Annotated in this window: 11 protein-coding genes; 7 read left to right on the forward strand and 4 right to left on the reverse strand. The window is 72.9% G+C overall.

Translation table 11 applies throughout. The features are described 5' to 3' along the window. Nucleotides 1-66: 66 nt before the first annotated feature. Nucleotides 67-2,196, reverse strand: coding sequence for a 4-alpha-glucanotransferase (gene malQ, locus N553_RS0114505; RefSeq protein WP_028047136.1), 2,130 nt, complete (start codon nucleotides 2,194-2,196; stop codon nucleotides 67-69). A 101-nt stretch (nucleotides 2,197-2,297) separates the two neighbouring features. Here malQ and N553_RS0114510 point away from each other — a divergent pair, with 101 nt between their 5' ends. Both N553_RS0114510 and N553_RS22850 read left to right on the forward strand, forming a co-directional pair. Continuing rightward, complete coding sequence (locus tag N553_RS0114510) at nucleotides 2,298-4,454, forward strand: prolyl oligopeptidase family protein (RefSeq protein ID WP_028047137.1); 2,157 nt, start codon at nucleotides 2,298-2,300, stop codon at nucleotides 4,452-4,454. Continuing rightward, nucleotides 4,451-5,491, forward strand: a complete 1,041-nt coding sequence (locus N553_RS22850) for a mechanosensitive ion channel family protein (protein ID WP_231505285.1) — start codon at nucleotides 4,451-4,453, stop codon at nucleotides 5,489-5,491. The genes N553_RS0114510 and N553_RS22850 overlap by 4 nt, the downstream gene beginning before the upstream one ends. A 4-nt stretch (nucleotides 5,492-5,495) precedes the next feature. On the opposite strand, the gene N553_RS0114520 is transcribed toward N553_RS22850, so the two are convergent. Next, nucleotides 5,496-5,957, reverse strand: a complete 462-nt coding sequence (locus N553_RS0114520; protein WP_028047138.1) for a PTS glucose transporter subunit IIA — start codon at nucleotides 5,955-5,957, stop codon at nucleotides 5,496-5,498. A gap of 34 nt (nucleotides 5,958-5,991) precedes the next feature. Next, nucleotides 5,992-6,222 (reverse strand): glucose PTS transporter subunit EIIB, encoded by a 231-nt coding sequence (locus N553_RS0114525; RefSeq protein ID WP_028047139.1) that lies wholly within the window; start codon nucleotides 6,220-6,222, stop codon nucleotides 5,992-5,994. Between the two features lie 150 nt (nucleotides 6,223-6,372). Between N553_RS0114525 and ptsP the strand changes: the two genes are divergently transcribed. The 5 genes from ptsP (at nucleotide 6,373) to N553_RS22855 (ending at nucleotide 12,061) form a co-directional block, all read left to right on the forward strand. Further along, a complete protein-coding gene (ptsP, locus tag N553_RS0114530) occupies nucleotides 6,373-8,073 on the forward strand; it encodes a phosphoenolpyruvate--protein phosphotransferase (protein ID WP_028047140.1) in 1,701 nt (566 codons plus the stop codon). 47 nt (nucleotides 8,074-8,120) lie between these two features. Continuing rightward, nucleotides 8,121-8,504, forward strand: coding sequence for a globin (locus N553_RS0114535; RefSeq protein ID WP_028047141.1), 384 nt, complete (start codon nucleotides 8,121-8,123; stop codon nucleotides 8,502-8,504). Continuing rightward, nucleotides 8,504-9,361, forward strand: a complete 858-nt coding sequence (locus tag N553_RS0114540; protein ID WP_028047142.1) for an acyl-CoA thioesterase II — start codon at nucleotides 8,504-8,506, stop codon at nucleotides 9,359-9,361. Before N553_RS0114535 ends, N553_RS0114540 begins: the two co-directional genes overlap by 1 nt. Before the next feature lie 80 nt (nucleotides 9,362-9,441). Beyond that, on the forward strand, nucleotides 9,442-10,416 hold the full coding sequence (locus N553_RS0114545; RefSeq protein ID WP_028047143.1) for a DNA topoisomerase IB: 975 nt from the start codon (nucleotides 9,442-9,444) through the stop codon (nucleotides 10,414-10,416). Between the two features lie 55 nt (nucleotides 10,417-10,471). Next, nucleotides 10,472-12,061: an SDR family oxidoreductase gene (locus tag N553_RS22855; RefSeq protein ID WP_034622554.1), complete on the forward strand. Its 1,590-nt coding sequence runs from the start codon at nucleotides 10,472-10,474 to the stop codon at nucleotides 12,059-12,061. Here the strand turns inward: N553_RS22855 and N553_RS0114555 are convergent. Further along, nucleotides 12,058-12,543, reverse strand: coding sequence for a thioesterase family protein (locus N553_RS0114555; RefSeq protein ID WP_028047144.1), 486 nt, complete (start codon nucleotides 12,541-12,543; stop codon nucleotides 12,058-12,060). The two genes, N553_RS22855 and N553_RS0114555, sit on opposite strands and share 4 nt — an antisense overlap. Nucleotides 12,544-12,619: the final 76 nt, after the last annotated feature.

The raw sequence follows: 12,619 nt of genomic DNA on the forward strand, positions 1-12,619 counted from the left end.
TGACGTCCGCAGGCGGCACGTCGGCGGACGTCCGGCGACGGCCCGTCGCCTGCGGACGACGCGTCCTCAGCCGTTGAGGACGGCCGCCAGGGAGCGCAGCCGCGAGTTGGTGAACAGGTCGTCGACCAGGACGACCCGGCCGGAACCGTCGGCCAGGGGCACCTTCCAGTTGGGGTACTCCTGGTCGGTGCCGGGCTGGTTCTGCGCGCGGCGCTCGCCCACGGCGTCGGCCAGCGAGACCCCGACGAGAACCGACGGCGTGGCGAGCACGTACATGTGCAGGGCCTCGATGATCTCCCGCTCGGAGGGGTCGTCGCCGAGCAGCCCTCGCTGGCGGAGGACTCCGAGCATCTGGTCCCGCTCGGCGACCGCGGCGGCCCGCACCACCTCGACCGGCTCGGTCAGCAGGCCGAGCCTCTCGCGGATCGCCACGTGCTCGCCGTCCAGGTAGCCGGCGGTCGGCGGGAGGTCGTGGGTGGTGACCGTGGCCAGGACGAGCGGCCGGTAGTGCTCGGGCGCCAGCGGTGCACCGTGCATGTCGCGCTCGAACCACAGGACGGACGTCCCGAGAATCCCGCGGTCGGACAGGTAGTCGCGGACCCATGGCTCGACGACGCCCAGGTCCTCACCGATCACGACCGCTCCCGCGCGGTGCGCCTCGAGGGCAAGGATGCCGACGAGCGCCTCGTGGTCGTAGCGGACGTACGCCCCGTCGCCGGGATCGGCGCCCTCGGGGATCCACCAGAGCCGGAACAGCCCGATCACGTGGTCGATCCTGATCGCGCCCGCATGCCGCAGCACCGTGCGCAGCATGTCCCGGTACGGCTTGTACGCGGCGCGGGCCAGGGCGTCCGGGCGCCACGGCGGCTGGGACCAGTTCTGCCCCTGCTGGTTGTACATGTCGGGCGGTGCCCCCACCGTCGCGCCGCTGGCCAGCACGTCCCCGAGCGCCCACACGTCGGCTCCTTCGGGGTGCACGCCCACCGCGAGGTCGTGCATGATCCCGAGCGCCATGCCGCCGTCGATCGCCGCGCGCTGGGCCGCGGCGAGCTGCTCGTCGGCCTGCCACTGCAGCCACATGTGGAACTCGACCCGGTCGGCCAGCTCGGCGCGTGCGCGGGCCACGAACGCCGAGGACGGGTCGCGCGCCTCGGCGGGCCACTCCTGGTCCTGGTACCGCTCCGCGAGGGCGCACCAGAGCGCGAACGTCTCGAGGCCGACGCCCTCCTGCGCGATGTAGCTGTCGAACGCTGCCCGCCGGGCGGCCGAGCGCGGCGCCGCGAACACGACCTCGAGGGCCGCGCGCTTGGCCGTCCAGGCTGCGTCGCGGTCGATCGGACCGGGGTCGCGGTCGGCGCTCAGGACCGGCTCGGCCGCCCACTCGACGAGCGTCCGGTCCGCGGCCGACAGGTAGCCCGCCTCGCGCACGTCCTCGACACGGATGTAGAGCGGGTTCACGAACCGCCGTGTGGTCGGCAGGTACGGTGACGGCGTCATCGGCACGGTCGGCTCGGCGGCGTGCAGCGGGTTGATGAGCAGGAAGTCGGCACCGAGCTCGCGGCCCGCGAGCCAGCCGATCTCCGCGAGGTCCGCGAGGTCCCCGACTCCCCACGACGCGTTCGAGCGCACGGAGTAGAGCTGGGCCATGAGCCCCCACGACCGGTGCTTGCGGATCGCGTCGGGCACGTCGAGGTGCGACGGCGTGACGACGAGCGGGCTGTGCGCGTCCGCGGACGGGCCGCGGGCCACGATCTCGTGCCAGCCGAGCGGCAGGTCGTCGGGGAGCGTGAACGTCGCGCGGCCCACGAGGCGCCCGTCGACGGTCCGCGGGTCGACGGGCACGTCGGCCTGCGCCACCTCGCGGCGGCCCCCGCCGATCTCGGGGTCGAGCTCGATCCACACCTCGACCGGGTCACCGTGCTGGACGTGCACGGGCACGTGCGCGTGCCGACCCTGGCGGACGACCAGCACCGGGGGCAGGGCACGACGCCACGGCATGTCCTCGACGTGGGCGATCGCGAGGTCGATGCGCTCCGGCGACGACGCGTCCACCCCGAGCGCTCCGAGCACACCCTGCAACGTCGCGGTGCTGGCCCGGCGGTTCTGTCCGTGGAAGTCCCAGTGGTCCGGCACCACCGCGTAGGCCGCGGCCAGGCGTAGCAGGGCGTCGGACGCAGGTACGGGGTCGTCAGCCACGGTTCGATCCTGCCAGAGCCTCCCCGCCCTACGCAGGTCGCATGCTGCTCGGTGCGTCACAGACCACATCGGCCCCAGCCGCCGACGTAGCCTTGCGGACCATGACGGAACCCGCACCCGCCGACACGCGAGGCCACTACCCACCGGCCCCCCGGCTCGACCTCGTCGAGGACCTGCACGGCCACCGGGTGGCCGACCCGTACCGCTGGCTCGAGGACGAGTCGGCGGAGGCGACGCAGGCCTGGTCGGCGGCGCAGGACGACCTGTACCAGCGCTACCGGGGCGGGCTTCCCGACGAGGGCGCCCTGTCCACCGCAGCGCTGACCGCACGGCTGCGCGAGCTGTTGGGCGCAGGCTTCGTGAGCCCGCCGGCGTGGCGAGGCGAGCGGCGGTTCTTCTCACGGCGCTCAGGCGACCAGGAGCACGCCGTCGTCGTCGTCGCTGAAGGTGACGACGAGCGCGTCCTGCTGGACCCGATGCAGATCGACCCCGCCGGCACGACGACGCTCGACTCGTGGCAGCCGTCCAAGGAAGGGGCCCTGGTCGCCTACCAGCTCTCCACCGGTGGCACCGAGGAGAGCGTGCTGCGCGTGCTCGACGTGGCGACCGGCGAGGTCGTCGACGGACCCGTGGACCGCGCCCGCTACTCGCCCGTGGCCTGGATGCCCGGTGGGGAGGCGTTCTTCTACGTGCGGCGCCTGCCGGCCGAGCTCCTGCCGGCCGACGAGGTCCAGTACCACCGACGGGTCTGGCTGCACCGCGTGGGGTCCCCCGCAGAGCAGGACGTCATGGTCTTCGGCGACGGGCTCGACCACACCAACTACTACGGCGTCTCGGTGTCCCGAGACGGTCGCTGGCTGATCGTCTCGGCGTCCGCCGGAACCGCACCGCGCACGGACGTCTGGATCGCCGACCTGAGCACCGACCCTCTCGAGGACCCGGCCTTCGTCGAGGTCGCCGTCGGGCTGGACGCCGAGACCGGCGCATGGGTGGGCCGCGACGGACGCCTCTACGTCCACACCAACCTGGACGCACCTCGCGGTCGGCTCGCGGTGACCGACCCACGCACGCCTGGCGTCGAGCACTGGACCACCCTGCTCGAGGAGGACCCGACCGCGGTGCTCGAGGACGTCGCGTTCGCGGACGGTGGCGGCGAGGACCGCACCCCGACCGCACTGCTCGCCTCCTGGCGGCGGCATGCGGTGTCCGAGGTGACACTGCACGACCCCGTGTCCGGCGAGCTCGTGGAGACTGTCCCCCTGCCGGGGCTGGGATCGATCTCGGGCCTCGTCACGCGGCCCGACGGCGGTCAGGACGTCTGGTTCTCCTACGCGGACCACACGACGCCGTCGAGCGTGCACCGCCTCGACGCGGCGACGAGACGGACCACCCTGTGGGCCGCTCCCCCGGGGCTCGTCGCGGACCTGCCGGACGTCGTCGCGCAGCAGGTCGACGTGGTCAGCAAGGACGGCACCGCCGTGCGCGCGTTCATCGTCGCCCTCGCCGACGCGCTGGATGCGACGGGCGTCCCGGCGAAACCCGCACCGACGATCCTGTACGGCTACGGCGGCTTCCAGATCTCGCTGGACCCCGCGTACTCCGCGTCGACGCTCGCGTGGGTCGAGGCGGGGGGCGTGTACGTCGTCGCCAACCTGCGCGGCGGCGGTGAGGAGGGCGAGCAGTGGCACCGCGACGGCATGCGGGGCAGCAAGCAGAACGTGTTCGACGACTTCCACGCGGTCGCCGAGCACCTCGTCGCGAACGGCTGGACGACCCCCGACGCACTGGCCTGCTGGGGTGGGTCGAACGGCGGCCTGCTGGTCGGTGCCGCAGTCACGCAGCGGCCCGACCTGTTCGCGGCGGCGGTCTGCTCGGCCCCCCTGCTCGACATGGTCCGGTACCAGCAGTTCGGGCTGGGCGTGACGTGGACCGAGGAGTACGGGGACGCCGACGACCCGACCGAGCTCGGGTGGCTCCTCGCGTACTCGCCCTACCACCATGTGGTCGACGGCACGGAGTACCCGGCCACGCTGTTCACGGTGTTCGAGGGTGACACGCGCGTCGACCCGCTGCATGCTCGCAAGCTCGCCGCGGCACTGCAGGCGGCGACGGCGGGCGATCCCGCGACGCGTCCCGTGCTCGTGCGGCGCGAGACCGGGGTCGGGCACGGCGGGCGCTCGCTCTCCCGGAGCATCGGGCTGTCCGTCGAGCAGCTGCAGTTCGTCGCCGACCGCACCGGGCTCTGGAGCCGCGCGTGACCCCCGCGGCCACGAGCGCGGGTGAGTCCGCCCAGACGGCGTTGCAGTGGTTCCTGGGCATCCCCCTGCGCATCATCCTGATCGTCGCGATCAGCTCGATCGCGCTGTGGCTCATCCGGCGCTCGATCCGCACCATCACCGACCACGTGGCCGACGGCACCCCGTGGCTGGAGCGCGGCGCACTCAAGCCCCTCGGCGACTCCGCCGTCGGTGCGGTGCTCGACAAGGCCAACCCGCTGGCCAACGCCCGGCGGGCGCAACGCGCCCGCACGATCGGTTCGGTGCTGCGTTCCACGGCGTCGATCGCGGTGGGCTGCACCGCGTTCTTCCTGATCCTCGACGCGCTGGGCATCAGTCTGGCCCCGTTCATCGCGTCGGTCGGCATCGTCGGCGTCGCCCTCGGTTTCGGTGCGCAGAGCCTGGTCAAGGACTTCCTCACCGGCCTGTTCATGCTCCTGGAGGACCAGTACGGCGTCGGCGACGTCATCGACGTCGGCCCGGCGAACGGCACGGTCGAGGCGGTCACGCTGCGGGTCACCAAGATCCGCGACGCCGACGGGACGCTCTGGTACGTCCCGAACGGGACCATGCTCCGCGTCGGCAACAAGACGCAGGGCTGGGCGACGGCGGTCGTCGAGATCGACGTGGACTACTTCGCGGACCTCGACCAGGTCCGGTCGGTGCTAGCGGAGGCCGCAGCCCTGGTCGCCGCCGACCCGGTGACCGGGTCGCACATCCTCGGCGAGCCGACGATCACGGGGATCGAGAAGCTCAGCGCCGACGCCGTGACGCTGCGCCTCAAGGTCAAGACGTCTCCGGCCCAGCAGTGGGAGGTCGCCCGCGAGCTCCGGATCGCTGCACGGCGCGGTCTCGAGGAGGCGCACGTGCCGCTGGCCGGCCAGCGTGACCTGATGGCTACGCACCGGGCCGCGGTGGCCGCACGCACGCAGCCGCGGGACCCGCACGACACACCCCTCGACGACATGGCGAACGAGCGGGACGCACGGGGAGCGGCCGCGTCGTCGCCCGAGGAGTGAGGGCTCAGGCCCAGTCGAGCAGCGGGTCGCCGGCCAGGACGCTGCCACCCTGCGCGACGAGCACGGTCAGGAGATCGGGATCGGCCTGCAGGGCGACGACCGGGCAGATGGTCGCCAGACCGGCCGCGTGCACGTCGAGCGGCGACCAGGTGACCAGGGGCTCGCCGACGCGCACGGCCTGACCGCCCTGGACGTGCAGCAGGAAGCCCGCTCCGGCCAGGCCAACGGTGTCGATCCCGAGGTGGACGAGCAGCGTGCGCCCGTCACCGAGCTCGAGCGCGAACGCGTGGGGGTGCAGCGCGCCGACCACGCCGTCCGCCGGGGCGACGACCGTCTGCTTCTGCGTGCGCAACGGCTCGATCGCGAGACCGGGACCCACGATGCCCTCCGCGAACACCGGGTCGGGCACATCGGTGACCGGATGCACGACCCCGGTCAGCGGGCTGACGAGCCGCAGCGTCGCCATCGTCGGGGGCGTCCGGCCTTGTCCGACGCCCTCGTCAGCGAAGGGAGTCGAGCTCGGCGGCGAGGTTGTCGGCCTCCGGGCCGACGATCACCTGCACGATGCGCCCCGAACGCACGACGCCGAACGCGCCGCTGGCCTTGAGCGCGCTCTCGTCGACCAGGTGGGCGTCCGTCACCTCGACACGCAGCCGCGTGATGCACGGCTCGAGGTCCACGACGTTCGAGTCCCCACCCAGCGCTGCGAGGATCTGCTCTGCCTTGCTCATGGAACTCCTCAGCTCGCGGGCGCGTGCTGGTACGCGCGCGACGCCAAGAGTAACCCTGCGCGGGCCCGCGCACGGATCCGAACGAGTGAGACTGGCGTTGCCGGACGTCAAGGGCCCACACTTCGGTAGGTCGACGAGGAGGTCCCGCCGGTGAGTGCCCCGCACGTTGAACACCCCACAGTCCTCACCGGCATCGGGGTGAGTCCGGGCCGCGTCGTCGCGCCCGCCGTGCTCATGCCCGACCCCGTGGCCGAGCCGCCGTCGGGCCGGCGCTTGCCCCCCGGCACCGACTACGCCGCCGAGGCCACCCGCATCTCCGCGGCCTCCGAGGCGGTACGTGCCGCGCTCGACGCCGCAGCCGACCGTGCGGTCGGCGCGAGCGCCGACCTGCTGCACGCGACCGCGGCGATCGCGGCCGACCCCAGCCTCGTCGAGGACGCCGAGCAGCGCGTCGTCAACGACCGCCTGGTACCCGAACGTGCCGTGTGGGAGGCGGCCGAAGCGGTGGCCGAGCAGTTCGAGGCGCTCGGCGGCTACTTCGCAGAACGGACCCAGGACATCGCCGACGTGCGCGATCGTCTCGTCGCGCACCTGACCGGCCGCGCAGCACCGGGCGTGCCGGCGCACGAGGCCCCGTTCGTGCTCGTCGCCGCCGATCTGGCCCCCGCGATCGTCGCGACGCTCGACATCGCCCGCGTCCTGGCGATCGTCACGGGGACGGGCGGTCCCACGTCGCACACCGCGATCCTTGCTCGCGCACGGGGCATCCCGACTGTCGTCGCTGCCCGCGGCGCCGAAGCCGTGGTGCACGCCGAGGGCCTCGTGCTCGTCGACGGCTCAGCAGGCACGGTGACCGTCGATCCCACCGAGGAGCAGGTGCGTGCCGCTCGTGCGCTCGGTACGCAGGTGCGCACGTTCGACGGGCACGGTCGGACCTCGGACGGCCGTGCTGTCGCGCTGCTGGCGAACGTGGGCGACCCGTCGGACGCCGAGCCGGCCGCGGCCGCGGGCGCGGAGGGCGTGGGCCTGTTCCGCACGGAGTTCGGGTACCTCGGCCGAACCGAGGCACCCACGATCGACGAGCAGGTGAGCGCGTACCGCCGCGTCCTGGCTGCGTTCCCCGGTCGCAAGGTCGTCATCCGCACGCTCGACGCGGGCGCCGACAAGCCTCTGCCGTTCCTCATCGACGACCACGAGGTGAACCCGGCGCTCGGTGTCCGCGGTCTGCGCACGTCCGTCCGTCACCCCAAGGTGCTCGAGGACCAGCTCACCGCGATCGCCAGGGCGGCCGACGCGGAGCGCGCCGAGGTCTGGGTCATGGCTCCTATGGTGTCCACGGTCGACGAGGCGGAGGAGTTCGTCGCGTCGTGCGCGAGGCACGGGCTCGACGTCGCCGGTGTGATGATCGAGGTGCCGAGCGCCGCGCTCCTGTCCGGCCCGATCCTGGCCCATGCGGCGTTCGCGAGCATCGGGACCAACGACCTCACGCAGTACACGATGGCCGCCGACCGGCTCCTGGGCGCTGTCGCCGAACTGTCCGACCCCTGGCAGCCCGCCGTCCTGCACCTTGTCGCGGCCGCGTGCGCCGGAGGCGCGCAGCAGGGTCGCCCCGTCGGTGTCTGCGGCGAGGCGGCGGCCAACCCTGCGCTCGCGGCCGTGCTGGTCGGGCTCGGCGTGACGTCTCTGTCCATGACCCCGCGAGCCCTGCCGGACGTCGCCGCGCTGCTCGCGGCGACGTCATTCGACGAGTGCCGACGTCTCGCGCAGCTCGCGCTCGCCGCAGCCACCGCCGCCGACGCGCGGGCCCTCGTGCGAGCCGGCCTGCCGGCCCTGGACGAGCTCGGTCTGTGACCCCTCACACGCCGGCCGCCCGTGCCCCGCGTGTGAGGATGGTCGGCGTGAGACCCGACTCCTTCTATGCCGCGGTGGGCGGGCACGAGACGTTCGTCCGGCTGGTCGACGAGTTCTACCGCGGCGTCGCCGACGACCCGGTGCTGCGTCCGATGTACCCCGACGAGGAGCTTGCTCCGGCTGCCGAGCGGCTGACGAAGTTCCTCGAGCAGTACTGGGGCGGACCGACCACCTACTCCGACGAGCGCGGGCATCCCCGGCTGCGGATGCGGCACGCGCCCTTCAAGGTGAACCCGGACGCCCGCGACCGCTGGCTCCTGCACATGCGCGCCGCCGTGGAGACCCTCGACCTCGCGCCTCTGCACAAGGCCGAGCTGTGGGACTACCTCGAACGGGCCGCGCACTCCATGATCAACACCTTCGAGGACTGATGACGACCGACCTGATGAAGCCCGTCCTCGACATCCTGCACCTCGACCCCATCGACCCGGACGTGTTCAGCGGTTCGTCGCTGCCTCAACCGAGCGGGCGGGTGTTCGGTGGCCAGGTGCTCGCCCAGGCCCTGCTCGCGGCGGGCGCGACCGTGCCCGACGGACGGCTGCCCCACTCGGCGCACGGCTACTTCCTGCGTGCGGGCGACGTCGCCGAGCCCATCACCTTCGCGGTCGAGCGCCTGCGGGACGGCCGGTCGTTCGCGGCGCGCAGGACGCACGCGCTCCAGGGCGGCGTCCCGATCCTGTCGATGATCACCTCGTTCCAGGAGGCTCAGGAGGGCGTCGACTACGCCGACCCGATGCCTCCCGGGGTACCCGCGCCGGAAGACGTGCCGTCCGCGCTCGACGTGCTCGGGGGCATCGACCACCCCGTCGCGAAGTTCTGGACCCAGGAGGCCGCGTTCGACGTACGGCACGTGGACGGGCAGATCTACCTCGGGCCGGCCGCAGACGTCACCGGCCAGCAGTCCGTGTGGTTCCGCTCGCGGGGTCCCCTTCCCGACGACCAGGTCTTGCACCGCGCTCTGCTCGCGTACGCGTGCGACCAGGTGATGCTCGAGCCGATCCTGCGCAGGTCCGGCGAGTCCTGGGTGACGCCCGGTCTGTCGATCGCTTCGCTGGACCACGCCATGTGGTGGCACCGCGACGTCCGCGTCGACGAGTGGCTGCTCTACGTGCAGTCCACACCGAGCGCTCAGGGCGGCCGAGGCCTGGGCGCCGCCCGCGTGTTCACCCGCGACGGGACGCTCGTCGCCTCGATCGCACAGGAGGGCATGGTCCGCTTCCCCGCCTGACCCCGTGGGCGACGGCGGCACGGTGGGGTGCGGAGCGCGCTGAACGGGCGCGTTCCCCGGGCTCGGGTGACACTGCCCGCATGGTCCGTCTGCGCCGAGTCAGCATCGACTCCCCCGGCTGGACGCGCCGACGTGCGGGCAGGGGGTTCGTCTACCTGGACGTGGCACGGGAGCGGGTCACGGAGCGCGAGGAGCTGGAGCGCATCCTCGCTCTGGCCATCCCGCCTGCGTGGCGGGACGTCTGGATCAGCCCGTGGCGCAACGGGCACATCCAGGCCGCGGGGCTGGACGACGCCGCCCGACGTCAGTACCTCTACCACCAGCAGTGGCGGGTTCGTCGCGACCGGCTGAAGCACGACCGCGTCCTGGAGATCGCCGCCCGGCTGCCCGCGGCGCGCCGTCGCGTGCGGCGGGACCTGCGGCTCGACGGGATGCCTCGGGAGAAGGTGCTCGCCGTCGCGTTCCGCCTGCTCGACCTTGCCTACCTCCGCGTCGGGGGTGAGGGCTACGCAGCGAAGCACGGGTCGTACGGGCTCGCGACCCTGCTCCGCTCCCACGTCACCGTGTCCGACGAGCGCGTGCACCTCGTGTTCCCGGCGAAGTCCGGTCAGGTCCGCGACACGGTGGTCCAGGACGTGGACGTGGCATCGGTGATCCGCTCGCTCAAGCGCCGCGACGACCCGGGCGACGAGCTCCTGGCGTGGCGCCAGGCAGGGACGTGGCACGACGTGACCAGCGCGGACGTGGCGGCGTACGTCAAGGAGCTGCTGGGCCCCGAAGCGACGCCCAAGGACTTCAGGACATGGCACGCGACGGTGCTCACCGCGCGCGGGCTCGCCGCCGCCGGGCCACCGCCCCCGTCGGAGCGCGCCCGTCGCCGCGTGGTGACGGCGGTGGTTCGTGACGTCGCCGACGAGCTGGGCAACACCCCGGCGGTCTGCCGCGCCTCGTACATCGACCCGCGCATCATCGACCTCTGGGAGCACGGCCGGTCGATCGCGCCGACGCGGTCGCAGGCCGTCGCCGAGCGCGAGACCCTGGCGCTGCTGACCTGAGCGACTCTCAGCCGTCCCGCGTGCGGCATCGGCACGACGCCCGCAGACTGCCGGGATGACCCCCGACGACCTGCTGCCCGAGCCAGTCGCCGACACACTGCCCCGCCTGGTGCCGGGACTCACGCCGGACGGGCGCGCACGCTCGGACGCCCCGCTCGTGGCCGTGACCGGCGTGACCGGCTACGTCGGGGGGCGTCTGGTCCCTGAGCTGCTGGCCGCGGGCTACCGGGTGCGTGCCATCGCCCGCAACCCCGACCGGCTGCGGGGACGGCCCTGGTACGACCAGGTCGAGCTCGCACGCGCGGACGCCGCCGATCTCGACCAGATCCGCGCAGCCCTCGACGGCTGCGACGTCGCCTACTACCTGATCCACTCGCTCGGCTCGGGACGTCGCTTCGAGTCCACGGATCGCCACACCGCACTGATGTTCGCGCAGGCCGCTCGCGAGCGAGGCGTCGGGCGGATCGTGTACCTCGGCGGCCTCTACCCGGCGGGCGAGGACCTGTCACCCCACCTGGCCTCCCGGACCGAGGTGGGCGAGATCCTGCTGGCCTCCGGCGTGCCGACGACCGTGCTGCGTGCGGCCGTGATCCTCGGCTCCGGGTCGGCGTCGTTCGAGATGATGCGCTACCTGACCGAGCGGCTCCCGGCCATGACCGTGCCGCGCTGGGTGGAGAACCGGATCCAGCCGATCGCCATCCGCGACGTCCTGCGCTACCTCGTCGGCTCCGCGTCGATGCCCCAGGTCATCAGCCGCGGGTTCGACATCGGCGGGCCGGACGTCCTGACCTATCGCCAGATGATGCAGCGGTACGCCGCGGCAGCCCATCTCCGGCCGCGCGTCATCGTGGGAGTCAAGGTCCTGACCCCGAAGCTCTCGAGCCTCTGGGTGTCGCTCGTGACGCCGGTCCCCTCGGGGCTGGCCCGGCCGCTGGTCGAGTCGCTCGTGCACGAGGTGGTGTGCGACGAGCACGACATCGCCGGGTTCGTCCCCGACCCACCCGGCGGGCTGATCGGGTTCGACCGCGCCGTGCGCCTGGCGCTGCAACGGGTGCATGACGCCGCGGTCGAGACACGGTGGTCGTCCGCCGCCGTCCCTGGCGCCCCGAGCGACCCGCTGCCGAGCGACCCGGACTGGGCCGGCGGCTCGCTGTACGTGGACGAGCGCAAGGTCGAGGTCGAGGCGTCGCCGGCGGCGCTGTGGCGGGTCCTCGAGGCCGTGGGCGGGGAGCGCGGCTGGTACTCCTGGGGGCTCGCGTGGCGCGTCCGCGGTCTCGCCGACCGGCTGGTCGGCGGCCCCGGACTGCGGCGAGGCCGTCGCGACCAGATGTCCCTGCTCGTCGACGACGCCGTCGACTTCTGGCGCGTCGAGGCGATCGAGGACGGAAAGCTGCTGCGTCTGCGCGCCGAGATGCGGGTACCTGGGCTGGCGTGGCTCGAGCTGCGGGTCGAGGACGGGACACCGACCGTCTTCGCGCAGCGGGCGCTGTTCCACCCCAAGGGTCTGCTCGGGCAGCTGTACTGGTGGTCGGTCTACCCGTTCCACGGCATCGTCTTCGGGGCCATGCAGCGCAACATCGCCCGCGCCGCCGAGGCGGCGGAGCGCTCTCGGATCGACACCCGGCCGGTCCCGACCGACCCCTAACCCTGGGGACGACGCCGGATGGCCACGGGCTCCTCGACGTACGGCTCCCACGCCGCGCGCTCGTCGGGTCCGATGCGCACCGGTGCGCCGGTCGCGGTGCTGACGAGCACCACCGTCGTCGCTGCGCGTGCGTAGACCACGCGCGGCTCGCCCTCGACCAGCGGGTCACGCATCTCGTAGGACACGTCGAGGCTCGCTCCGCCCAGGTGCCCCAGCCACATCTCGACGACCACGGGCGTGCGCCGGTAGCTCAACGGGCGCAGGTACTCGATCTCCTGGCGGGCGACGAGCGTGGACATCTGCGCGGTCGGGCCGGCGTCGAGCACGGCCGTCGGCCACGGTGCCAGCTCGCCTGCGGGTGCACGCCAGAACGCGGTGATCCGCGCCTCCTCGAGGAGCGTCAGCATCGCGGCGTTGTTGACGTGCTGGTACGCGTCGAGGTCGGACCAACGCAGCAGGACGGGGATCTCAAGACGCGCCATGGCGATGATCCTATGAGGCGAACCGGACGTGTCACGCGAAGGGGACGCCATCCCGCCGAACCACGAAGCCCGGGGT

This window comes from Cellulomonas sp. URHE0023 (genome assembly GCF_000688475.1).
Classification (GTDB): domain Bacteria; phylum Actinomycetota; class Actinomycetes; order Actinomycetales; family Cellulomonadaceae; genus Cellulomonas.

Coding starts and splice junctions, on each gene's coding strand:
- N553_RS0114525 (WP_028047139.1), bottom strand. CDS start 6,222: ATGAGCAAGGCAGAGCAGATCCTCGCAGCGCTGGGTGGGGACTCGAAC.
- N553_RS0114520 (WP_028047138.1), bottom strand. CDS start 5,957: ATGGCGACGCTGCGGCTCGTCAGCCCGCTGACCGGGGTCGTGCATCCG.
- N553_RS0114540 (WP_028047142.1), top strand. CDS start 8,504: ATGACGACCGACCTGATGAAGCCCGTCCTCGACATCCTGCACCTCGAC.
- N553_RS0114510 (WP_028047137.1), top strand. CDS start 2,298: ATGACGGAACCCGCACCCGCCGACACGCGAGGCCACTACCCACCGGCC.
- N553_RS0114555 (WP_028047144.1), bottom strand. CDS start 12,543: ATGGCGCGTCTTGAGATCCCCGTCCTGCTGCGTTGGTCCGACCTCGAC.
- N553_RS0114545 (WP_028047143.1), top strand. CDS start 9,442: ATGGTCCGTCTGCGCCGAGTCAGCATCGACTCCCCCGGCTGGACGCGC.
- N553_RS22855 (WP_034622554.1), top strand. CDS start 10,472: ATGACCCCCGACGACCTGCTGCCCGAGCCAGTCGCCGACACACTGCCC.